Source organism: Micromonospora sp. NPDC049366 (assembly GCF_044466625.1).
Taxonomy (GTDB): Bacteria; Actinomycetota; Actinomycetes; order Mycobacteriales; family Micromonosporaceae; genus Micromonospora.
In genome coordinates this window covers 1-21,487 of the sequence record NZ_JBITMV010000021.1, presented here as the reverse complement: position 1 = coordinate 21,487, position 21,487 = coordinate 1, and the positions used below count along the sequence as shown (strand labels likewise).

Below are 21,487 nucleotides of genomic sequence, written 5' to 3'. Positions count from 1 at the left end.
ACGTTCGTACCAGAGATCTCTCCGGCATCGAGACCCTAAATCTGACCGCCCCGGTTCCCCCAGTCCCCCTATCGGACGATGCGGGTGACACCCTAACCGCGCGGCGCTTTCTGCGGGACGTTCCCCGATGACCGGCGCCGGCCCCCGGTCATAGCGTCGTTGTCGACGAGCGGCGGTCGACGACGCCCACATCCGAGGAGATACCGGCACATGGACCAGACCCTGCACGACTTCGTGCTCAACCTGCTCACCGACCCCGACGCCCGGTCGGCCTTCGACCTCGACCCGGAGGGCGCGCTGCAGGCGGCGGGGCTCACCGACATCACCGCCACCGACGTGCAGGACGTCGTGCCGCTGGTGGTCGACTACGCGCCGGTGAACGGGCTGGCGCCGGTCGCTCCGGTGGTCGGTCAGCTGGGCGCCGACCCGCTGGTCACCGACGTGACCGACGTGGTCGGCCAGCTGCAGAGCGTGGCGCAGCAGATCACGGTCAGCAGCGGCTACTCCGGTGTCGACGTCAAGGCCGGCGTGCTGGGCGCGATCGCGGTCGACCCGACGGCCGTCGCCGCCGGCGCGACCGTCCTGCCGGGCATCGGGCTGGGTGTCGGGCCGGGCGGGATCGGCACCGACCTGACCGGGGTGAACGACGTCGCGCACACCCTCGACGCGGACGTGATCGGCGTCGTGGACACCGTGGCCGACCCGGTGGTCGGCGACGTGACCGGTGCGGTCGGCGCCCCGACCGGCGTGCTGGACGCGACCGACAACGGTCTGCTCGGCACGCCGGACGGCCTGCTCGGCGGCACCCTCTCCGGCACCACCGGCCAGGTGGGTGGCCTGGTCGACTCGCTCGGCGTCAACGACACCCTGGGCGGGCTCGGCGTCAACGACACGCTCGGCGGGCTGGGCCTGGGTGGCAGCGGCCACGGGGGTGCCCTCCCCGTCGACGTGCCGTCCACGGTGGGCGGTGTGACGCACCAGGTTGATGGCGTCCTTTCCGGAGTCACCGGCACGGTGGGCAGCGTGACCGGTGGCCTGACCGGCGGTGTGACCGGCGACGCCGGGGTCCACGGGGACGCTTCCGCGTCCCACGGCGGCGGCCTGCTGGGCATCACCGACGGTCTGCTCTGACCGACGTCCGGTCGGAGCGGGGAGGCCGGGTCGCCCTACGTGGCGACCCGGCCCCTCCCCGTAGTCAGAAGATCCCGCCTCTTGATAATTGCGCTGAAATCAGCACACTTGGTGCGGTGATGGCGGGGATCTGGCTGGACGTCCTCGACGAGATCGCCCGGACGTGCCGCGAGCACGGGCGCGGGGATCTGCTCCAGGCGGTCCGGCAGAAGCGAGCCCAGCTGCTCGATCCGACCCTGCGCGTCCTCGTGGTCGGCGAACCGCACCAGGGCAAGAGTCAGCTCGTCAACGCGATCGTCAACGCGCCGGTCTGCCCGGTCGGGGACGCTCGGGTCACCGTGCTGCCGACCGTGGTGCGGCACGCCGAGACCGCCACCGCGGTGGTGGTCCAGGCCCCGCCGCCGACCCCTGACCGGTCCGCGGGCGCGGCCCTGCCGGCCACGGCCGAGCGCACCGCGGTTCCGCTGGACCGGATCGCGGCCGGCGTCGCCGGCGCGCTCGGCCGCCGCGCGGGCGGCGGACCGGCGTACGTCGAGATCGGACTTCCGCGCGCGCTGCTCGCCGGCGGACTGGTGTTCGTGGACACCCCGGGCGCCGACGAGGTGGGAGCGCTCGGCGGCGGCGCCTCCGTCGCCGCGTTGAGCCGGGCGGACCTGGTGCTGCTGGTCTCCGACTCGACCCGTGAACTCTCGGTGGCCGAGCTGAACGTGCTGCTGCACGTCAGCCGCGCGCACCCGAACGTCGTGGTGGTGCAGACCAAGATCGATCTTGTGCCGGACTGGCGGGTGGTCGCCGAGCGCAACCGCCGGCACCTCGCCGAAGCGGGCGTACCGGCGACGTTGATCCCCGTCTCGGCGGCGTTGCGGCTGCGTGCCGCCGCGGGCGACGACCGCGCGCTCAACGCCGAGTCGGGCTTCCCCGCGCTCATCGCCCGTCTACAGGGCGACCTCACCGGCAAGGGTGACGTGCTGGCCCGGGCCACCGTCGGGTTGACTGCCCGGACCGTGGTGGAGCAGCTGGCCGCGCCGCTGCGCGCCGAGCTGGAGAGTCAGCGGGTCGAGGAGCAGTCCGGACCGATGAGCCGGCTGCACGCCGCCCAGCGCGAGGTGGACGAGCTACGCCGGTGCTCCACCCGATGGCAGAACACCCTGAACGACGAGATGGCCGACCTGCTCTCCGACATCGAGTACGACCTGCGGGACCGGACACGCCAGATCCTGCGGATGGTGGACGACGCGTTCGACTCCGCCGACCCGCTCACCGCCTGGGACGCCTTCCAGGAGTGGCTGGACCGCAGCCTCGTCGAGGCGGCGGAGGCCAACCACGAGTGGCTGGCCCAGCGGTGCGACCACGCCGCCCGCCGCGTCGCCGCCAACTTCGCCCGGTACGGCTACGACGTGTTGCCGCCCTGGTCGATGCACGTGCCGGACGACCTGGCGGACCGGCTGCCGGAGCTGGAGCGGCCGACCGTCGACCGGTTCACCGCCACCCAGAAGGTGATCACCGGCATGAAGGGCTCGTACGGCGGCCTGCTGATGTTCGGCCTCGCCATGACACTCGCCGGCATGCCGATGATCAACCCGATCTCGATCGGCGCCGGCGCGCTCTTCGGCGGCAAGAGCATCCGCGACGAGAGCAAGCAGTTGCTGCGCCGCCGGCAGGCCACGGTCAAGACGGCGATCCAGCGGCACGTCGACGACTTCTTCGTCCGGACGACGAAGGACTGCCGGGACACCGCCCGCCAGGTGCAGCGGCTGCTGCGGGACCACTTCAGCGTGCTGACCGACGAGTTGCAGGAGGGGATCGTCCAGTCGCTGCGCACCGCCAAGCAGGCCGCCGACACCGACGCGGCCGCCCGGGAGAAGCGCCAGCGGGAGATCACGGTGAAGATGACCCGGCTGGCCGGCCTGTACGAGCAGGCCCAGCAGTTGACCGCGGCGCGGCCGGTGGCGGTGCCGCTGGAGCCTCGGGCATGACCGTCGGCCTGCGCCTGGACGAGGCGGTGTGGAGTCTGCTGCACCAGGCGCTCCAGCTCTACCGCGACGATCCCCGGGCCACCGGTCACCTGCGGCGCCACCTGGCCCGGCTGGAGCAGCCGCTGCGGATCGCCGTCACCGGGCCGTGGCGGGCCGGCAAGTCGACGCTGCTCAACGCCCTGATGGGTGAGGAGGTCGCCCCGGTCGCCGGGTCCGACGGCAGCGCCGTCTTCACCTGGTACGAGGACGGCCCGCAGCCCCGGGCGACCGCGTACGGGGCCAGCCACCCGCCGCAGGAGTTGGCGATGGTGCGCTCGGCGACCGGGATGCGGGTGGACCTCGTCGGCTGGCGGGCCGGGGAGCTGTCCGACATCGTCGTACGCTGGCCGACCCGGGCGCTGCGTCAGGTGACGCTGATCGACACACCCGCCGTCGGCGTGCCCGACGAGCAGGGCCGCTCACCGGTCATGGACCGGGTGCTGCGCGAGGCGGACGCGGTGCTCTACCTGACCCGCGACGGCCGCGACACCGACCTGCGGGTGCTGGAGTCCGCCCGGGAGAGCGCGGTCGGTCAGGCGGCGCCGGTCAACGTGATCATGGTCCGTTCTCGGGTCGACGAGACCGGCGGCGGGAAGATCGACGCGCTGCTCACCGCCCGCCAGCTCGCCCGGCGACAGCACCGCGACCCCCGCGCCAACGCCCTCTGCGTCGGCGTGGTGTCGTGCAGCGGCCTCGTCGGTCTGGCCGGCCGGGTGCTCAGCGAGTCCGACTTCGCCGCGCTCGCCCAGCTCGCCGCGGTGCCCCGCTCCGAGTTGGAGGCGTACCTCCTCTCGGCCGACCGGTTCCTCCGCGGTGAGCTGCCGGTGCCGGTGGACGCCGAGGTGCGCGCCGGCCTGCTGGACCGGCTCGGCCTGTTCGGGGTGCGGCTGGCGACCACGCTCGTCCGGACGGGCAACGACAGCCGAGCCGCCCTCTCCGCCGAGCTGATCCGCCGCAGCGGCCTCGCCGAGCTGCGCGAGACCGTCAACCGGTTCTTCGTCGACCGGCGGGACACCCTCAAGTCCCGCTCGGCGCTGGCCGCCGTCGAGGACCTGTTGCGGGCCGAGCCCGGCCCCGGCACCGCCGAACTGCTCGCGGCGGTCGAGCAGATCCTCGCCGGCGCGCACGAGTTCCAGGAGCTGCGCCTGCTGGCGGCGTTACGCGACACCCGGCTCGGGTTCGACACCGAGCTCGCCGCGGAGGCGCGGCGGCTGGTCGGTGGGGACGGCGTCGGGCTGGCCACCCGGCTCGGCGTCGAGCACGACGCCGGCGTGCAGCGGCTCTGGCAGGTCGCCGCCGAGGCGCAGTGGCGCTGGCGGGACCGCGCCGAGGACCCCCTGCTCCGGCTCGCCCAGCGCCGGGGCGCGCAGGTGGTCGTCCGTAGCTGCGAGGGGATGCTCGCTGAGCTCGCCGAGGGCGGGCGGTGACCCGCGCCGGCGGAGCCGGCGCAGCCACACCACCGGGCGTACCCGCTCCAGCGGCAGAAAGCTGGTCATCGCCGCCAGGTGCGGGGCGAACGAGATGGTGATGGTCGCGATGGTGACCAGGTGGAACGAGTAGAAGAAGCCCACCATCGCCAGCCGCCACCGCTCGGGCAGCAGGAAGACCAGCGGGCTGGCCAGCTCGAAGGCAACGATGCCGAACTGGGCGACGATCAGCAGGTACGGCACCTGCGCGATCAGGTCGGCCAGCTCGGTGCCGCGCCGGATGATCGCCCGGGCCAGCACCGAGCCGGTCAACCAGTCCAGGCCGCCGAAGCGCAGCTTGGCCCAGGCCGCCAGGAAGTACGTGCAGATCACCGCGATCTGGGTGACCCGCAGCGCCCAGCCGCCCGCCTCCGTCCGGGTCGCGTCACCGTGTCGCGCGCGACCGGCGGTGGGGAGCACGGCCAGGGCGACGAGCAGGCCGAACCGGTCGTGGTCGACCTTGCCGTAGCTCATCGCGATGATCATCCACTCGAGGTAGAGCGCGCAGACCGCCCAGCCGAGCAGTCGTGGCGCCCGCCCGGTGGCGGCGAGCAGGGCGAGCGCCAGCAGCGCCCAGAAGATCACCGCGACCAGCGCCGGGGTCGGCGTGGGCAGCGGCAGCAGTCGGCCGATCAGCAGCGGCTGGTAGAGCTCGCCGGGCACGCTCACCCGGGTACGTACCCACGGGGTGAAGACGACCAGGTCGGCCGCGACGAAGAGATAGATCAGCGTACGGAACGCGGCCACCCGCCCGCGCGGCACCGGTTCGGTCAACCAGCGGATCATCGGGTCGCCTCCCACCGGACCACGGTCTCGTCGGTGTACCGCCCGGTGGGTCGCCCGCCCTGGATCCCGTGCCACCGGATCACGATGCGGACCTCGACCAGGTCGGGGGCGTCCGGGTGTCGCTCGGTGTACGCGTCGGCGACCTCGGCGAGCCGCGGGGGATCGGCGACGTACCGGCTCTGCTGGCCCTCGATCTCGGCCCGTCGGATGCCGGTCGCGTCCTGGTCGAGGCTCACGACCGCCCCGGTGGCGTCCACGCCCTCCACCCGGGTGTCGGGCGCGGGCGCGTTCGGCGGGTTGGAGGTGGAGTACATCCGGAACGGCCCGAACGGGAAGTCGTCGTCGGTGCCCACGACGGTGCCGGCGAGCAGCAGCGCGAGGCCGAGCGCGGTGGCACCGAGCCGGGCCGCCCGTCCGTGGCTGGTCAAGGTCTCCATCGGGTGGTGACGATACGGGAAAGGCGGGGAGGTCAGGGTGCGAGCGCCGGTAGGACCTGCTCGCGTGTGCGGCGGTGCGTGGGGACGACGAAGGCCGGGCCCCACGGTGGGGGCCCGGCCTCCGGTTGCCGGGGTGGCGGCGACTCAGTGCTTGTGCTCGGCCAGCTGCCGGCGTACGTCGTCCATGTCGAGGGCCTCGACCTGCTCGATCAGGTTCTCCAGGGCGGACTCGGGGAGCGCGCCCGGCTGCGCGAAGACGATCACGCCGTCACGGATCGCCATGATCGTGGGGATGGACCGGATGTCGAACTTGGCACCCAGCTCCTGCTGCGCCTCGGTGTCCACCTTGCCGAAGACGATGTTCTGGTGCTTCTCCGAGGAGCGCTCGTAGACCGGGGCGAACCGCTTGCACGGGCCACACCAGTCGGCCCAGAAGTCCACCAGCACGATCCCGTCGTTGCCGGTCACCTCGTCGAAGTTCGCCGTGGTCAGCTCAACGGTTGCCATTGCACTCTCTCCGATCACCGCGGTTTACCTACGACCCGTAGAACCAGGGCTGACCTCTTCGCATTCCCACCCGGTTCGCCGTGAAACGTCTCACCCGTCGGCCCGGGACGGCGCGGAGACCATCGACCCGTCTCGTTGCGATCCGGTCCTGCGGCACGCACATGCACGTCGCACTTGCGTGACGAAAAGTGATGGGAGCGTTTCCAAGCGGATTGACCGGATCTTGCGCGGTGTATCGATGAATCCGCGCGTGACAAGGGGGTATCGGGCCTGCGGAGATCGCTCCCGCAATCACCCTCAGTCACGCAGGGTAGTGTTACGAAACGGTAAATGTGAGCTGGATCTCTGTTCGAGCCGGACGCGCGTACGGCAGAATCTTCCGCATCAGAGCGTGGGCGGCGGGTGCCGGGGAGGGCCCCGCCGCTCATTGCGTCTCCCCCCAGGTGTGGCCGGTGTGACATTTCCGCGCGGCCCGCGCCCCGGCGGTCACCTTAACCCTCGATAAGGCATGCTGTGCCGAACTTCATCGCCGTCCGTCGAAGGGGGCAAGGATGCAGTTCGGCCGCTACTACGAGGAGTTCGAGGTCGGCGCGGTCTACCGGCACTGGCCGGGCAAGACGGTCACCGAGTACGACGACCACCTCTTCTGCCTGCTCACCATGAACCACCACCCGCTCCACATGGACGCCCACTACGCGGAGTCGGCGAGCCAGTTCAAGCGCAACGTCGTGGTCGGCAACTACATCTACTCCCTGCTGCTCGGCATGTCCGTCCCCGACGTGAGCGGCAAGGCGATCGCCAACCTGGAGGTCGAGTCGCTCCGGCACGTCGCCCCCACCTTTCACGGCGACACCATCTACGGCGAGACGACCGTGCTGGACAAGCGGGAGTCGGCCTCCAAGCCCGACCGCGGCGTGGTGGCTGTCGAGACCCGCGGCTACAACCAGGACGGGACGATGGTCTGCGTGTTCCGCCGTCGGGTCATGGTCCCCAAGCGCGAGTACGCCGCCGCCGCCGTTCCCGCGGGCGTGGACCCGGAACGGCCCAGCTTCCCCGAGCCGCGCCGACCCGACCCGCGCTGACCGGTCCGGGCCGACCCGACCCGGGCTGACCCGATCCGCCGGCCCTCGGGACGAACCCGGGGCCGGCGGCCGGCGACGAGATGCCGCGGCTCGGCCCGCCGTGTTCCGGTCGGATGGGGCTCTCTTCGCGATCCGGGGCATATGCTGGCGCCGGAGGTTCCCATGAGCCACTCCGTCGCCGGAGAGCCGTCCTCTGCCGGCCGCCGCGCCGCACCGTTGACCACCGCCGTCTACTCGGCCGCCGAGTGGGATCTGCTCACCAGCCTGCCCGGCCAGGTCATCGTGGTCGCCGCCGCGCCGGGCCCGGGCCGGCCCCGGCGGGGCGTACCCGAGGGACTCGCCGGCCTGGAGGCGGTCGCCGCCGGCCGCTCCTTCGACAGCGACCTGGTCCGCGCCGTGGTCTCCGCGATCTACGCCCGCCACGACGCCGGGCCGCCGACCGCCGGTGACGGGGGCGCGGACCTGGTGGACCTGCTCGCGTCCTGCCGGGCCGCGGTCCGGGTGCTCGGCCGCCGGGCCGATCCGGCCGACTCCGCCGCGTACCGCCAGTGGGTGCAGTCGGTCGCCGCCCGCGTCTGCCGCCCCGTGCCGGTCGGCGGGGTGCTGCTCACCGAGATGGGACCGGCGCCGGCCGACCGCCGGTTCCTCGACCGGCTCGGCGACGCTCTGGGCCTGCGCTGAACCGGCCCACCGGAGGGCGTGTGGTGGCGGCGGTTCCGAGAGGTCGTACGCTCTCCGGACTGTGACCGGTGACCAGCTCGATGTCGGTGTGGGCCCCTGGACGGGGGACCCACCGGACGACCCGCGATACGACCCGGAGCTGCTCTCCGAGGGCGACCGGCGCAACGTGGTCGACCGCTACCGCTACTGGCGGCGCGAAGCGGTCGTGGCCGACCTGGACCGGCGCCGGCACGACTTCCACGTGGCGATCGAGAACTGGCAGCACGACTTCAACATCGGCACGGTGGTCCGCAACGCCAACGCCTTCCTCGCCGCCGAGGTGCACATCGTGGGACGGCGGCGGTGGAACCGGCGCGGTGCGATGGTGACCGACCGCTACCAGCACGTCCGGCACCACGAGACGATCGAGGAGTTCGTGGCGTGGGCGGCGGGAGGTGACCTGCCGGTCGTCGGCATCGACAACCTGCCGGGTTCACGTCCGTTGGAGACCACGACCCTGCCGCGGCGCTGCGTCCTGCTCTTCGGTCAGGAGGGCCCCGGCCTGTCGGACCCGGCCCGCGCGGCCTGCGACCAGCTCTTCTCGATCGCCCAGTACGGCTCCACCCGCTCCATCAACGCCGGCGTGGCCAGCGGCATCGCCATGCACGCCTGGATCCGGGCCCACGCGGGCCCACCGCCGGCCTGACCCGCCCACCTCGACGCGACGCGCCGTCCGGCGCGCCCCGCCGCCCCGCCCGACCTGCGCCGCTCGGCGGGGCCCGTGACCGGCCGGTGCGGCCCGGGCGGGTCGGAAACCGCCGCTCCGCTTGACGGTCCCGGCTCGCGGGGTGACGGTGGGGATGTGAGTGTCGCGGTGAGTTGCCCCAGATGCGGCGGCCCGGTCCGGCCACCGGACCTCATGCACAGCGAGACGCGGTGCGTGCGCTGTGGGCCGGTGTCGCCGCTGCACGTGCCGGAGCACATCGGAGCCGAGATCGTCGCCAGCGTGGTGGAACGGATTCTGGGCACCGCCGATCCGCCCCGGCGGCGGCCCGCGCCGTTGTGGTGTCCGTGGCCGCTCCCGCCGGGGTGGACGATGACGGGCGTGGCCTACGCCGGCGACGACCGCACCGGCGTACGCGCCACCGCGGTCGCCTGCGCGGGTCCGGCGCCGCTCGGCGGCGGCCCGGCCGACCTGGTCTTCGTGGCCGAGGAGCCGGGCGTCGGTCTGGGCACCCGGCTCGCCGGCCTGGTCGGGCCCGATCCCGGGCCGGAGATCGCGGACGCGCTGACCGATCCCGGGCCGGGCCACCCCGAGCACGTCGGCCAGGCCCGCATCAGGGCGGCCGGACACCCTACTCCACTGTGGCTCGTGCACTCGCCGACGGATCGAAGCGCGTACGCCGGCGAGGCTCGGGGAATGTGGCTGCATGCGATAGCCTGGCCGGCGAGCGCGGGGCATCTGCTCGCGGAGGACGTGGAGTTGCACGACCTTGCCGAGTGGACGCCACCCGAGCTCGTGTACGGCGCACCGTCTCCGTATCTGCACGGGAGGGCTTGACATGGCTCCCGGAATGACGGAGAACGGACGCAGATATTCACTGTACGACACCACACTGATACTCTGGGTGCCGCTGCGGTAATGGGACCCGGCGCCGCGCGAGAGGATGGCCCGCCATGGTCAAGAAGGTCCTCACCTGGGCCGGTATCGCATTCTTGATCTTCTTCGTCGCCTACCGGCCAAACTCTGCGGCGGACGTGTTCAAGTCGCTGGGCGGCGGGATCATGGACATCGCCCAGGGGTTCGGCGACTTCTTCACCAGCCTCGTCGCCTGATCGTCGATGGGTAGCCCCTCCGGCCCACCGTTCGACCCCGACGACCCCGACCGGGAGCGTCGGGAGCGCGACACCGAGCCCATTCCCCGGGTGCCTCCGGACGAAGGCCCCGGCTACGGCTCCGGTCCCGGCCTCTCCGACGGTCCCTCCCTTTCGGACGACGTCGGTTACGGCGACGGCCCGGCGTACGCCGGCGAGGGCCGTTCGGGGCGGGCCTGGATCAACGATCCGGAGGCCGGCCACCAGTCGCCGATCATCTCCGAGGACGAGCTGGCCGGCCTGCGCGCCGACGCGGCGGGCAACGCCCCCCGGCGGGTGTTGCCGCTGGAGGACGAGCCCAGCTCCCTGGTCGCCCGCTACCTCTTCCCCACCGAGCGCTTCCGGGGTGAGTGGAAGCGGCACTGGATCCACCTCGCCACCCCGATCCTGATCGGCATCGCGGCGACCTTCGTCCTCGGTTACCTCTCCGGCTTCCTCGCCGGTCAGGATGTCGGGGCGCTCACGACCGTCGCGGTGCTGCTCTGGTTCGCCGTGATGGGGTGGGTGGCCTGGAAGGTCGCCGACTGGTGGTACGACCGCTTCATCCTGACCAACAAGCGGGTGATGGTGGTCAACGGGATCATCACCCGCCGCGTCGCCATGATGCCGCTGGTCCGGGTCACCGACATGAAGTACGAGCAGACCCCCAGCGGCCGGGCGCTCAACTACGGCACGTTCGTGCTGGAGTCCGCCGGCCAGGAGCAGGCGCTTCGGGAGATCAAGAATCTTCCCAACCCGAACGAGCTCTACCTGCGTGTCGTCGAAGAGATGTACGAGCCGCAGGCCGTCGAGGCCCGGTTGGGCAAGGAGCAGGACGAGGCCAAGGCAGATGACGGCGCCTGACCGAATCGGTCCGAAGATAGGATGAACTGAGCACCTTTTACCGTGGTCAGGTGCGTCCCGGCCATGGCAGCCTGCCAGGACGGCCACGTCGTGGGGGGTGAGTAGGTGGTGGGCAGGGATCCACTGGAGGAGGAGTTCCGCGAGTTCGTCGCGGCTCGCTCCAGTGCGCTGCTGCGCACCGCCTACCTGCTGGCCGGCGACTGGGCCACCGCCGAAGACCTGCTCCAGACCGCGCTGACGAAGACCTACCTGGCCTGGAAGCGGCTCGGCGGGATCGAGGCGATCGAGCCGTACGCCCGACGTGTGATGGTCAACACATCCACCAGTTGGTGGCGGCGGCGCTGGCACGGCGAGCGGCCCACCGAGGTGCTCCCGGAGCGGCCCGCGGCTGACGAGCTCGAGCGGCAGCTCGACCGGGACCTGCTCTGGCGGCACCTGCGGGCACTGCCCGCCCGGCAGCGCGCGATCCTGGTGTTCCGCTTCTACGAGGACATGTCCGAGGCGCAGACCGCCGCCCTGCTCGACATCTCGACGGGCACGGTGAAGAGCCAGACCTCCCGTGCCCTCGCCACCCTGCGTCGACGGATGGGCGCCGAGAGCGCACTCGACCTGCCGGCCGCACCGGAGCGGCCGTCCCGGATGGTCCGGCCGGCCGTACCCCCGAGGTCGCCGTCGAGGGCCGCGGACACGACTCCGTTCGAACCGACCGTGACCTCGACCCTCCCCGGCGCCGCGCCGGCGCCGGCCGCCGCACCCACCCGCCGCACGCCGGTCCCGCGCACCCGGGTCGGGGACGCCGCCGTCCCCACGACCGCCTCCCTGGGCGCGGCCGAGGAGGGCGCCCCCGTGCCCGCGGCCGCCCTCCCGGCCGGGACCGAGGCCGGACCCCGGGAAGTCAGCGCCACCGGGAAGCAGCGGTGAGCGGCAACCCGCGTCGGAGTGACAACCTGACCGACACCCCGACGCGTCCATTCCACGTGACGCAGGACGAGCTGGAACGGGCGGTGCGGGAGTCCTTCTCCCGACAGGTCGCCGTGCCCCGGCCGCCGGCCGTCGACCCGGCCGGTGTCGCCATCAGGCGGGCCCGCCGGGTCCAGCGCCGACGCACCGTCACCGGGCTGGCGATGGCCGCGGTCGCCACGGTCGCGGTCAGCACCGGGATCGCCCAGCTCACCATCGACCAGAACCGCCCCACCCGGACGACGGTGGTGCTCGGCGACCCGAACGCCAGCGGTCGACCGGACGGGCTCCCGTCCGAGTCGGCGGAGCTTCCCGGGCCGCCGGTCGGGATCGACATGATCGTTGGCGGCGTCCTGACCGCCGCCAACGGGCAGCGGTTGCCCCTCGAAGGGGTCGGGCCGGCCGAGCGAGCCCAGCGGCTGCCCGACAACGCCGGTTGGCTGGTCGTCGGTGCCCCGACCACCGCCGGCCGTACGCTCTGGTCCGTCAGCCCGGAGGGCCTCGTCCAGGTGCTGCTGGCCGGCACGGAAGCGATCATGATCTCCGCCGACGGCCACTCCGTGGCGTGGCGTGACGGCAACGAGCTGTTCGCGGCGGGTGTCGTCGGTGCCCAGCTCATCGCGCCGGTCGGAACGCCGGCACCGGCCACGGCCCGGCCGGTCGGGTTCGTCGGTGACGCCGTGCTGGTGCGACTGAACCCGGACCGGCCCGGGCATGTCCTGTGGTCCCCAGGGTCGGAGCTGTACGCCGATCGGGCCGACGGGAAGAGCCTGCACGTCTACGGTGTGCTCCCGGACGGTCGTGTGATCGCGCAGATCGCCGGCAGCAGCCCCGACCGTCCCTGCCTGGCCCTGCTCGACCCGAGCCGGGGCCTGGACCCGGTGACCACCGGGTGCGGGCCGAAGCTGAGCGGCGACGGGCTCGGCGCGGTCTCGACGAACGGACGGTGGCTGCTGGTGAACGGCGACCAGGGCCGCACGGCCAGCGCCCTGCTGTTCGACCTCGACCGGCTGGGCAGTGAGGCGGTCGAGACGGCATTCCCCGCCGGTCCGCCGCTCACCGGCGCGGTGATCTGGCCGTCCGAGGAGAGCGCGGCGTACGTGGACGCCGCAGGCAAGCTGCTCCGGCTGCGGGTCGACGACGTGGTGCGCGGCGGGCGGGCCGAGGCCCACCCGGTGCCCGAGGCGGCCCCGACCAACCCACCGGTGATCGTGACCCGCTCCTGACCCCGGTAGCGTCGCGGTGGTGAGCCCGTCCACCAACCCGCCGGCCCGCATCGACCTGCACGCCCACTCCACCGCCAGCGACGGCACGCTCAGCCCGCCCGAGCTGGTCCGCGCCGCCGCCGAGGCGGGCCTCGACGTGGTGGCGATCACCGACCACGACACGACCGCCGGCTGGGCGCCGGCGCTCGCCGCGCTGCCCCCGGGGTTGCGCCTGGTGCGGGGCGCCGAGATCTCCTGCCGCTGGTTCGGCGCCGAGCCGGCCGTCCCGCTGCACCTGCTGGCGTACCTCTTCGACCCCGAGCACCCCGACCTGGTCGCCGAGCTGGCCCGGGTGCGGGTCGCGCGGGAGCAGCGGGGTGAGCGGATCGTGGACCTGCTCCGCGCCGACGGCGTCGACGTCAGCTGGCCGGAGATCCTGGCCGGCGCGCGCGGCGGGACCGTGGGGCGTCCGCACATCGCGCAGGCGCTGATCCGGGCCGGCCTGGTCGGCAGCACCAGCGAGGCGTTCGGGCCGGACTGGCTGGGGGAGCGCTACCGGCTGCCCAAGGAGGACATCGAGGTCTTCCACGCCGTCCGGCTGGTCCGTGCGGCCGGGGGCGTTCCGGTGTTCGCCCATCCCCGGGCCACCCGCCGGGGCCGGGTGGTGCCGGACGAGCTGATCGCCGACCTGGCCGCGGCCGGGCTCGCCGGCCTGGAGGCCGACCACGAGGACCACTCGCCGGCGGAGCGGGCGCACGTCCGCGCCCTCGCCGCCGAGCTGGGGCTGCTGGTCACCGGGTCGTCCGACTTCCACGGCACGCACAAGACGGTCCAGCTGGGGGCGTTCACCACCGGGGTCGAGGCGTACGAGCGGATCGTCGCCGAGTCCGGCGGGGTGACCGAGGTCGCTTCCGGCTGATCCCCTGATCGCGCCGGAACGGCGCCGATAAGTTGATCAGGTGGATCTGAAGCTCTTCGGCGAGGTCTTCGTGACCCTGCTGGTCATCACCGACCCGCCGGGCATGCTGCCGATCTTTGTCGCGTTGACCGGCCCGCTGCCGGCGCGGGACCGGCACCGGGCGGCGTGGCAGGCGGTCGCCCTGGCGCTCGGCGTGATCGTGATCTTTGCGGTGGCCGGGCAGACCCTCCTCGAGTACCTGCACGTCGACCTGCCGGCGCTCCAGGCAGCCGGTGGGTTGCTGCTGGTGCTGGTCGCGCTGGAACTGCTGACCGGCAAGGGCGACGAGCCGAGCGGGACGTCCACATCCAACGTCGCGCTGGTGCCGCTGGGCACGCCCCTGCTCGCCGGACCCGGTGCGATCGTCGCCACCATGCTCTTCGTTCAACAGGCCGAGGGCGCCACCGACTACGCCGCGATCGCCGCCGGGATCATCGCCGTGATGATCGCCGTCTGGGTCGCGCTGCGCTTCTCCGGAGGCATCGTCAAGATCCTTCGGCCCGGTGGCATCGAGGTGCTCACCCGCATCGCCGGCCTGCTGCTGGCCGCAATCGCCGTGCAACTCATCGCGGACGCGGTGGCCGCGTTCGTCACGCAGTACATCAACATGGCTTGAGCGCCCCGCGTCGGCTGTCGTACGTGGGTGGCAGGATCTCAGGGGTGCGACGACCGACTCCCGCCGACCGGCCATCCTCCGGGCGCGCCCCCCGTCCCCGGCAGGCGCAGCCCGAGCAGCTCGGCTTCGAGGGCATGCCGGAGCGGCTCTTCGTCTGCACCCCGAGCAAACTCGGCACCTACGTCGACTGCCCGCGCCGCTACCGCTACGCCTACGTCGACCGGCCCGCCCCGCCCAAGGGGCCGCCGTGGGCGCACAACTCGCTCGGCGCGAGCGTGCACACGGCCCTGCGCAACTGGTATGCGCTGCCGCTCGACCGGCGCCGGCCGGAGGCGCTGGCCGGGCTGCTCCGCGGCACGTGGATGCGCGAGGGCTACCGCGACGACGAGCAGGAGCGGGCGGCCTACCGGCGGGCGCTCGGCTGGCTGGAGGCCTACGTCGAGACCCTGGAGCCCGACGTCGACCCGCTCGGCGTGGAGCGGGTGGTGGCGGTCAAGACCGCCGTGCTGGCCTTCAACGGGCGCGCCGACCGGATCGACGCCCGCCCCGGGCCGGCCGGCCCCGAGCTGGTGATCGTCGACTACAAGACCGGCCGCACCGGGCTCGACGCCGACGACGCGCGGGGCTCGCAGGCGCTGGCGCTCTACGCCTACGCGGCGGAGCGGGTGTTCCGCCGGCCGTGCCGCCGGGTCGAGCTGCACCACCTGCCGACCGGCACGGTGGCCGGGCACGACCACACCGTCGAGTCCCTGGCGCGGCAGCTCGGTCGCGCCGAGGAGACCGCCCGCGACATCATGGCCGCCGAGCGGGCGGTCGCCGACGGGGCCGACCCCGACGAGGCGTTCCCGACCGAGCCGAGCCCCCGGTGCGGCTGGTGCGACTATCGACGCACCTGCTCGACGGGCGCCCAACTGCCCGGCAAGGAGCCGTGGGCGGCGGTCGAGCGCACCGTCGAGCCGGAGTCCGGCGGGGCCTGACCCGGGCCGGCGGCCTGCGGCCGTCGACGGTCGGCGGCGTTGACGACCGGTCCGGCTCAGCCGGCGGTGGCCGGGGTCTGTGTCGCGCTGGTGGCGGATGAGGGCGTGGCCGCGTCCGACAGGGCCCCCGCCCGGCGGGCGGCCCGCTCCTTGGCGGCCTGCTGCAACGGCCCCTCGCGCCAGCGACGGGGCAGCGCCGTGAGCGCCAGGCGCAGCGCACGCACGGTCAGGTCGGCCGACAGGTCGGTGGTGGGCAGCCCGAGGCCCCCGTACATCCGGCGGGCCCAGGGCGGCAGCAGCGCCAGGGCCGTGCCGGCGACGCCGAAGTACGCCCACCGCGGCGGCCCGAGCGTCAACCCGAGCCGGGCCGGCAGGCCCAGCTTCCACGGGAGCGGCGGCGCGGTGAGGAAGAGCGCGGTCTCGGCGGCCTCGCGGGTCATCCGCAGCTGCGGGCGTACGGCCCGGTAGTAGTCCGCCACCTCCGCCGCCGTGCCCGGCACGGTGGCCGGGTCGAGGCCGACCAGGGCGGCGGCCCGGCGCTGCTCGGTGTAGTAGCCGTCCACCTCGGCCGCGGACAGCGGCAGCCCGGCCCGCCGGGCCGTGTCGAGGAACGACTCGACCTCGGCGACGTGCACCCAGCGGAGCAGGTCGGGGTCGTCGATGCGGAACCGCTCGCCGGTCACCGGGTCGGTGGCCCGCAGCCGGGCGTGCAGGCGGCGCAGCCGCTCCCCGGCCGCCTCTGCCTCCGCGGTGGTGCCGTAGACGGTCGTGCCGACGTAGGTGGCGGTGCGGACCAGCCGACCCCAGGCGTCGGTGCGGTAGTCGCTGTTCTGCGCCACCCCTGCCATCGCGCGAGGGTGCAGCGCCTGCAGGTAGAGCGAGCGGAGGCCGGCGACGATCAGGATCGGCTCCTCGTGCACCTTCCACGTGACCGAACCCGGACCGAAGAGGCCGAGGTCATCGGAGTCCACCGATCAAGAGTGCCACGCCGGGGTCGCTCGTCGGGTCATTCGTCGGCCGCGCGGCGGGCCTGGCAGGCGGGACAAAGACCCCAAAAGGTGACCTCCGCCTCGTCGACCGCGAAGCCGTGCGTCGTCTGCGGATCGAGGCAGGGCGCCTCGCCCACCGCGCAGTCGACGTCGGCGATCTCGCCGCAGCCCCGGCACACCACGTGGTGGTGGTTGTCGCCGACCCGGGCCTCATACCGGGCGGGGCTGCCGGCCGGTTCGATCCGACGGGACAGGCCGGCCCGGGACAGGGCGCCGAGGACGTCGTACACCGCCTGGGTGGAGACCGAGTCGAGCCGTTCCCGTACCCGGCGGGTGATCTCGTCGACCTCCAGGTGGCCGCCGCCGGCGAGCACCTCCAGCACGGCGAGGCGCGGCCGGGTGACCCGCAGGCCACGCGACCGGAGCAGCTCCTCCCCACCGGACATGCGCCAATGACAGCACGGGAGACGGGCGTCGACAACCGGTCGAGGGCCAGGGCTGGGCGGAGATCGGTGCTTCGGCCGCGGGCCGCGGCTGAACCGGATCCGGACGGCCTGCGTGTAGCCGGACGAGAGCCGGGCGCGCCGGCCGATGAGCCGTAGGCTGGCAAGCCGCGACCGTGATCCTTACCGGAGGTACCGATGTTCGAGCAGATCCAGGGCCTGCCGATCCACGTCCTGGTGGTGCACGCGGTTGTGGTGCTCGTGCCGCTGCTGGCGCTGCTCGCCGTGGCGTTCGTCGCCGTGCCGCGCTGGCGGCGGCGGTTGGACTGGGCGGTCGGGATCCTGGCCGTGATCGCTCCGGTGACCGCGTGGGTCGCCGTGGAGTCCGGCGAGGCGCTCACCGACGCCCTGGTGGCGCGCGGCTTCCAGGGGCCGGTCCTCGACCAGATCTTCGAGCACTCCCGGTACGGGGACATCCTGTTCCGGCTCGTGCTGCCGCTCGGCATCGTGGCTCTCCTGCTGCTGGCGGTGACGAGCGGCCACCCGCGGGTGCCGAAGCTGCCCGCATTGGTCACCCCGATTCTGTCGGTCGCGGTGGTCGCGCTGGCGATCGCTTCGCTGGTGTACGTCGTGCTGACCGGTCACTCGGGCGCCGAGACCGTCTGGGGGACGACGCTCTAGATCCAGGCCGTCGCGGCGCCTATGGCTTGTGAGCTTGCTCTCCGACAGGTGCCACCTGGAGTACCGGTTTCACGGCTTCCCCGCTGGCAGCTGCGGCGAACGCTGCCTCGATGTCGTCGAAGTCGTAGAAACGCACCAACCGATCAATGGGGAAGCGACCCGCCCTGAACAGCTCGACCAGCCGAGGGATGAACAGCTGTGGTATCGCGTCGCCCTGAACGATCCCCGACACGGTTTTGCCGAAGGCAAGCTTCCCCGCGGGGACGGCGGTGTCCGGTGCTCCGCCTGCTACCAGCCCGACCCGGCCCAGGGGTCGCAGGGCGTCGACGGCGTGGTCGAGCATGTCGGCGCGTCCCGTGGTGTCGACCACGTACGCGACACCTGAGCCGGTGATCTCCTGGATTGTTCGGGCGACATCCGATTCGCGAGCGTTGATGGTGTTTGTTGCGCCCAGGTCCGTTGCCAGCGCTAAGCGTTGGGCGTTGACGTCCACGGCGATGATCGTGGTTGCTCCCGCCAGACGTGCCGCCATGAGCGCGCCGAACCCGACTGCGCCGACACCGAAGATGGCGATCGAATCTCCGGCGGACACGGCGAACGAGTTGAGCACCGCACCGGCCCCGGTCTGGAAGCCGCAGCCGAGCGGGCCGAGAAGCTCAAGGGGAAGATCCTTGTCGACCTTGACGGTGTTGCGCCGTGTGGCCAGTGCATGAGTGGCGAAGGAAGACTGGCCGAAGAAGTGCCCGGACACCTCCTCAGCCTCCGAATCGATACGGTGCAGCCCGCGAGTTCCGTCGATTCGAGCGCCGGAGAAGTTGGCCGGCATGGCCTGTTCGCAGTACGCGGGGTGGCCGGCCAGGCACTGCGGGCACACCCCGCAGGACTGGAACGACAACACGACATGGTCGCCCGGTCGCAGGTCGGTGACGTCGGGGCCGACCTGCTCGACGACACCCGCGCCCTCGTGTCCCAGGACGATCGGCTGACGTACGGGCATGTGCCCGTTGCGGGCGTGTGCGTCGGTCTGGCAGATGCCGGTTGCGACGATTCGCACGAGTACCTCGTCCCCGCGCGGTTCGTCGAGTTGCAGGTTCTCGAATGCGAAGGGCTCGCCTGGTCCAGGCGACACTGCGGCTCGTATCTGCATGGTGTTCCCTTTCTTCGGGTGGTGTCGCCGTTCCACGAACGCGGCTCAGCGTGCTTGTGCGCTTTCGCGATCCGGAGGGATGGGGAAGTTGCGGTTGAAGACGTTGTCGGGGTCGTACTCGGCCTTCAGCTTCCGTAGCCGGCTGAGAGTCGGCTCGGGGAACGCCTCCCGCAGCAGTTCCGGGTCGGTGCGCGTCTCGAAGCTCAGGTACATGCCGTCCAGGTGGGCGTGCAGGTCGGCCCAGTGCTTGTCGAGCTGGGCCACCTGCTGAGGGCTGGTCGCGGCGAGCACCGAGAAGTTCTGGCTGCGGTGGGCGTACGCGGTGGCCTCGGGTGGCACGTCGTTGACGGCACCGCCGACGCTGCGGATCTGCAGCACCGACACGTCGCCGGAGTGCATCATCGTGTGCATGCTGGTCGCGGCCTCGGCGGTCACGTGGTGCAGCAAGCCGCTGCGGGTGTCGTCCAGGCCCTGGCCGTGGTGGCGGTTGTGCGGCGGGGCGACCAGCGCCGCGTACGGCATGAGCTGGGCCTGCTGCCCGAGGATCGGCCCGATGTCGACGAACGGGGTGAGCGCGTCCTGCGCCGCCTCGACGTCGTCTCCGGCATAAACCAGCGTGACCTGGGCGATCGGACCCGTCGGGCCGGCGAACACCGACAGGAAGCTGCTCAGCTCGCGTGGCGCCTGCTCGACGAGGGCGCCCCAACGGGTGAGCAGGCTCGCGGTGTCGCCGGCGTCGACGGTGAGTTGGGCGACGGCGACGTCAGCGACCTCGTAGGCCTCGAGTTCGAGGGCCGTGACGACGCCGAAGTTGCCGCCCGCGCCGCGTACGGCCCAGAACAGGTCGGCGTGATGGTCGGCGTCCACGCGTAGGACGCGGCTGTCAGCGGTGACGATTTCGGCCGCCACGACGTGGTCGATGGTGAGCCCATACTTGCGGGCGAGGTAACCGACGCCGGCGGTGGTGGCCAGGCCGCCGACGCCGACGTCGCCGTAGTCGCCGGAGCTCATGGCCAGCCCGTGCGGCGCGAGAGCCTGGGCGACCTCGCCCCAACGGGCACCGGGCTCGAGGCGGATGAGGCGCCTGGTTCGGTCGAGCACGGTGACCTGATTGAGCCGGGACAGGTCGATAAGGACGCCGCCGTCGTTGGTCGAGCGGCCGCTGATGCCGTGCCCGCCGCTGCGCACCGACAGCGGCACGCCCTGGCCACGGGCGTACCGGATCGCCTCGGCGACCTCGCCGGCGTCGCCGGGCCGCAGCACCAGCGCGGGTGATCCGCGGCGGATGTAGCTGTGCCGGACCCGCTCGTAGTCGCGGTCGCCGGGTTCGACGGCGTGGGCGGCCAGGGGAGCGGGCAGGGCGTCGTAGTCGAGGCCGGGCAGGCGCTGGGCTATCACTGCCGCCGGACGGACCGGTCCGCTCGGGGTGCCCGAACTCGCTCGTTCTCGGGCGACGGCTTCGCGCAGGGCGGGTGCGACTTCCTGGGCGAACGTCTGGATGAGCCGTGGGTCGTCGCGGCCGATGATGAACGCGCTGAAGCCCTCGTCGAGCACCATGGGCAACAGTTGTTCGACCCACTGTTCCGGCGGGCCCTGCAGGAATCCGCGGCTGTTGTCGGTGAAGTCGACCTGGAACAGGTTGAGCAGCCGCCGGATCTCGCGCGGATCGCGGCCTGCCCTCTCCGCCCCCTCGTCGATAAGTCGGTTGGCCGCGAACCGGTCCGGTGACCGCAGGTATTCGAGCGTCGGAAGCCAGCCGTCAGCTACGGCGCCGGTCAGCTCGAGCATCTTGGGCTTGTAGGCACCAAGCCAGATTCCGATGTCGTGCGTGGGTGCGGGGCCGCGCTGCATCCCGGGGACGGTGTAGTACCTGCCGTCCTGTCGGAACACGGTCTGGGTGGAGGTGTCCCAGACGCCGCGCAGGATGTCGACGGCTTCGCGCAGTGCCTGGACGCCCTGGCCAGGTGTCAGGCGGCGGCCGCCCATGCCCTCGATGCCGTCCCACATCGCGCCCGCACCGAGGCCCAGCTCGAAGCGGCCCTTGGACAGCACATCCAGGCTGGCCGCGGCGCGAGCCAGCACCGCGGGCGGGCGCATCGGCAGGTTGAGCACGTTCGCCGAAACCCGCAGCCGTTGCGTACGCGAGGCCACCCAGCTCAGCAAGGTCCAGGTGTCAAGGAAGCCCGGGTTGTACGGGTGGTCCTGGAACGTGGCCAGGTCGAGGCCGACGGCTTCAGTCAGCTCGGCCAGCGCCACCGCCCGGTCAGGGTTGTCGGCGCCGGGCGTGATGAAGGTTCCGAACAGCAGGTCGTGACCGTAGTCGGGCATCGCCCGTGCTCCCCGCTCTTGAAGTAGCTGGACAGCCAATAGTGTATGCGGCAAAACTTATGATCGACAACCTATCGCCCGTCCGCAGCGCACCCGAGACGTGGGTCACGAAGGGTGGACGCGTTGTCCAGCAGATGTATTGTCGAACCAACGGTTTGCTGCGAAGACATTCTTTGGCACTGCTCACCTGCGAGACCGAGCGCCCATTGTGATGCTTTCAGGCAGTTCGCCGTATAAGTCGATCTCACCAATGTTCGGCCAGAGTGTCCGAACCTGACGTCGGTCGGCGGACTCGTGCGGCCCATCAGGCTGCACGCACCAGAAGGAGGCAAGAGAATGGCCAGCAAGTACGGCGACTTCTACCCGAGTAAGTGGGGCTTT

21 protein-coding genes and 1 pseudogene are annotated in these 21,487 nt (G+C 72.3%); 15 read left to right on the top strand and 7 right to left on the bottom strand.

The genetic code is table 11. The features are described from left to right. The first annotated feature begins 210 nt into the window (after window positions 1-210). The 3 genes and pseudogenes from ACIBTV_RS26170 to ACIBTV_RS26160 form a co-directional block, all read left to right on the top strand. Window positions 211-1,131 carry an IniB N-terminal domain-containing protein gene (locus ACIBTV_RS26170; protein ID WP_396709062.1) on the top strand — a complete coding sequence of 307 codons (921 nt, stop codon included), beginning with the start codon at window positions 211-213 and terminating at the stop codon, window positions 1,129-1,131. 119 nt (window positions 1,132-1,250) lie between these two features. After that, window positions 1,251-3,107 carry a dynamin family protein gene (locus tag ACIBTV_RS26165; protein WP_396709183.1) on the top strand — a complete coding sequence of 619 codons (1,857 nt, stop codon included), beginning with the start codon at window positions 1,251-1,253 and terminating at the stop codon, window positions 3,105-3,107. Further along, a pseudogene (locus tag ACIBTV_RS26160) lies at window positions 3,104-3,613 on the top strand (dynamin family protein); the annotation flags it as partial. The gene ACIBTV_RS26165 and the pseudogene ACIBTV_RS26160, both read left to right, overlap by 4 nt. Window positions 3,614-4,303: 690 nt before the next feature. On the opposite strand, the gene ACIBTV_RS26155 reads toward ACIBTV_RS26160, so the two are convergent. The 3 genes from ACIBTV_RS26155 to trxA all read right to left on the bottom strand — a co-directional run bounded on the left by ACIBTV_RS26155 (window position 4,304) and on the right by trxA (window position 6,342). Beyond that, a complete protein-coding gene (locus tag ACIBTV_RS26155; RefSeq protein ID WP_396709060.1) occupies window positions 4,304-5,398 on the bottom strand; it encodes an MFS transporter permease in 1,095 nt (364 codons plus the stop codon). Next, window positions 5,395-5,835, bottom strand: a complete 441-nt coding sequence (locus ACIBTV_RS26150; protein ID WP_396709058.1) for a hypothetical protein — start codon at window positions 5,833-5,835, stop codon at window positions 5,395-5,397. The genes ACIBTV_RS26155 and ACIBTV_RS26150 overlap by 4 nt, the downstream gene beginning before the upstream one ends. A gap of 144 nt (window positions 5,836-5,979) precedes the next feature. Further along, window positions 5,980-6,342, bottom strand: coding sequence for a thioredoxin (trxA, locus tag ACIBTV_RS26145; RefSeq protein WP_396709056.1), 363 nt, complete (start codon window positions 6,340-6,342; stop codon window positions 5,980-5,982). 551 nt (window positions 6,343-6,893) lie between these two features. On the opposite strand from trxA, the gene ACIBTV_RS26140 reads away from it, so the two are divergent. From ACIBTV_RS26140 to ACIBTV_RS26090, 11 genes are all read left to right on the top strand, one after another. Continuing rightward, complete coding sequence (locus ACIBTV_RS26140) at window positions 6,894-7,424, top strand: MaoC family dehydratase (RefSeq protein ID WP_396709054.1); 531 nt, start codon at window positions 6,894-6,896, stop codon at window positions 7,422-7,424. A 141-nt stretch (window positions 7,425-7,565) separates the two neighbouring features. Continuing rightward, on the top strand, window positions 7,566-8,105 hold the full coding sequence (locus ACIBTV_RS26135) for a hypothetical protein (protein ID WP_396709052.1): 540 nt from the start codon (window positions 7,566-7,568) through the stop codon (window positions 8,103-8,105). Between the two features lie 61 nt (window positions 8,106-8,166). Beyond that, complete coding sequence (locus tag ACIBTV_RS26130) at window positions 8,167-8,790, top strand: TrmH family RNA methyltransferase (protein ID WP_396709050.1); 624 nt, start codon at window positions 8,167-8,169, stop codon at window positions 8,788-8,790. Window positions 8,791-8,865: 75 nt separating this feature from the next. Then, complete coding sequence (locus ACIBTV_RS26125; RefSeq protein WP_396709048.1) at window positions 8,866-9,645, top strand: DUF6758 family protein; 780 nt, start codon at window positions 8,866-8,868, stop codon at window positions 9,643-9,645. Between the two features lie 116 nt (window positions 9,646-9,761). After that, on the top strand, window positions 9,762-9,920 hold the full coding sequence (locus tag ACIBTV_RS26120) for a hypothetical protein (protein ID WP_007455302.1): 159 nt from the start codon (window positions 9,762-9,764) through the stop codon (window positions 9,918-9,920). 6 nt (window positions 9,921-9,926) lie between these two features. Beyond that, window positions 9,927-10,802 (top strand): PH domain-containing protein, encoded by an 876-nt coding sequence (locus ACIBTV_RS26115; RefSeq protein ID WP_396709046.1) that lies wholly within the window; start codon window positions 9,927-9,929, stop codon window positions 10,800-10,802. A 108-nt stretch (window positions 10,803-10,910) separates the two neighbouring features. Further along, a complete protein-coding gene (locus tag ACIBTV_RS26110; RefSeq protein WP_396709044.1) occupies window positions 10,911-11,723 on the top strand; it encodes a SigE family RNA polymerase sigma factor in 813 nt (270 codons plus the stop codon). After that, a complete protein-coding gene (locus tag ACIBTV_RS26105; protein ID WP_396709042.1) occupies window positions 11,720-12,988 on the top strand; it encodes a hypothetical protein in 1,269 nt (422 codons plus the stop codon). The genes ACIBTV_RS26110 and ACIBTV_RS26105 overlap by 4 nt, the downstream gene beginning before the upstream one ends. 19 nt (window positions 12,989-13,007) lie before the next feature. After that, window positions 13,008-13,886 (top strand): PHP domain-containing protein, encoded by an 879-nt coding sequence (locus ACIBTV_RS26100; RefSeq protein WP_396709040.1) that lies wholly within the window; start codon window positions 13,008-13,010, stop codon window positions 13,884-13,886. A 40-nt stretch (window positions 13,887-13,926) separates the two neighbouring features. Next, entirely contained in the window at window positions 13,927-14,541 is a 615-nt protein-coding gene (locus tag ACIBTV_RS26095; RefSeq protein WP_396709038.1) for a MarC family protein, read from the top strand. Between the two features lie 134 nt (window positions 14,542-14,675). Continuing rightward, window positions 14,676-15,518 carry a RecB family exonuclease gene (locus ACIBTV_RS26090; RefSeq protein WP_396709181.1) on the top strand — a complete coding sequence of 281 codons (843 nt, stop codon included), beginning with the start codon at window positions 14,676-14,678 and terminating at the stop codon, window positions 15,516-15,518. Window positions 15,519-15,574: 56 nt separating this feature from the next. Here ACIBTV_RS26090 and ACIBTV_RS26085 read toward each other — a convergent pair whose 3' ends face one another. Further along, window positions 15,575-16,489 (bottom strand): oxygenase MpaB family protein, encoded by a 915-nt coding sequence (locus ACIBTV_RS26085; RefSeq protein WP_396709036.1) that lies wholly within the window; start codon window positions 16,487-16,489, stop codon window positions 15,575-15,577. A gap of 35 nt (window positions 16,490-16,524) precedes the next feature. After that, window positions 16,525-16,953 (bottom strand): Fur family transcriptional regulator, encoded by a 429-nt coding sequence (locus ACIBTV_RS26080; protein ID WP_396709034.1) that lies wholly within the window; start codon window positions 16,951-16,953, stop codon window positions 16,525-16,527. A 195-nt stretch (window positions 16,954-17,148) separates the two neighbouring features. Between ACIBTV_RS26080 and ACIBTV_RS26075 the strand changes: the two genes are divergently transcribed. Beyond that, window positions 17,149-17,631 (top strand): DUF2231 domain-containing protein, encoded by a 483-nt coding sequence (locus tag ACIBTV_RS26075; RefSeq protein ID WP_396709032.1) that lies wholly within the window; start codon window positions 17,149-17,151, stop codon window positions 17,629-17,631. A gap of 19 nt (window positions 17,632-17,650) precedes the next feature. Here ACIBTV_RS26075 and ACIBTV_RS26070 read toward each other — a convergent pair whose 3' ends face one another. Both ACIBTV_RS26070 and ACIBTV_RS26065 read right to left on the bottom strand, forming a co-directional pair. Further along, the gene (locus tag ACIBTV_RS26070) at window positions 17,651-18,685 is read right to left on the bottom strand and encodes an NAD(P)-dependent alcohol dehydrogenase (RefSeq protein WP_396709030.1); all 1,035 of its coding nucleotides are present in this window, start codon (window positions 18,683-18,685) and stop codon (window positions 17,651-17,653) included. Window positions 18,686-18,823: 138 nt separating this feature from the next. Beyond that, window positions 18,824-21,106, bottom strand: coding sequence for an LLM class flavin-dependent oxidoreductase (locus ACIBTV_RS26065; RefSeq protein ID WP_396709028.1), 2,283 nt, complete (start codon window positions 21,104-21,106; stop codon window positions 18,824-18,826). Between the last annotated feature and the right edge of the window lie 381 nt (window positions 21,107-21,487).

Bases quoted from the DNA above. Each gene is read 5' to 3' on its own strand.
- ACIBTV_RS26120 (WP_007455302.1), top strand. From the start codon at position 9,762: ATGGTCAAGAAGGTCCTCACCTGGGCCGGTATCGCATTCTTGATCTTC.
- ACIBTV_RS26090 (WP_396709181.1), top strand. From the start codon at position 14,676: ATGCCGGAGCGGCTCTTCGTCTGCACCCCGAGCAAACTCGGCACCTAC.
- ACIBTV_RS26150 (WP_396709058.1), bottom strand. From the start codon at position 5,835: ATGGAGACCTTGACCAGCCACGGACGGGCGGCCCGGCTCGGTGCCACC.
- ACIBTV_RS26165 (WP_396709183.1), top strand. From the start codon at position 1,251: ATGGCGGGGATCTGGCTGGACGTCCTCGACGAGATCGCCCGGACGTGC.
- ACIBTV_RS26170 (WP_396709062.1), top strand. From the start codon at position 211: ATGGACCAGACCCTGCACGACTTCGTGCTCAACCTGCTCACCGACCCC.
- ACIBTV_RS26140 (WP_396709054.1), top strand. From the start codon at position 6,894: ATGCAGTTCGGCCGCTACTACGAGGAGTTCGAGGTCGGCGCGGTCTAC.
- ACIBTV_RS26115 (WP_396709046.1), top strand. From the start codon at position 9,927: ATGGGTAGCCCCTCCGGCCCACCGTTCGACCCCGACGACCCCGACCGG.
- ACIBTV_RS26135 (WP_396709052.1), top strand. From the start codon at position 7,566: ATGCTGGCGCCGGAGGTTCCCATGAGCCACTCCGTCGCCGGAGAGCCG.
- ACIBTV_RS26080 (WP_396709034.1), bottom strand. From the start codon at position 16,953: ATGTCCGGTGGGGAGGAGCTGCTCCGGTCGCGTGGCCTGCGGGTCACC.
- ACIBTV_RS26155 (WP_396709060.1), bottom strand. From the start codon at position 5,398: ATGATCCGCTGGTTGACCGAACCGGTGCCGCGCGGGCGGGTGGCCGCG.
- ACIBTV_RS26065 (WP_396709028.1), bottom strand. From the start codon at position 21,106: ATGCCCGACTACGGTCACGACCTGCTGTTCGGAACCTTCATCACGCCC.
- ACIBTV_RS26075 (WP_396709032.1), top strand. From the start codon at position 17,149: ATGTTCGAGCAGATCCAGGGCCTGCCGATCCACGTCCTGGTGGTGCAC.
- trxA (WP_396709056.1), bottom strand. From the start codon at position 6,342: ATGGCAACCGTTGAGCTGACCACGGCGAACTTCGACGAGGTGACCGGC.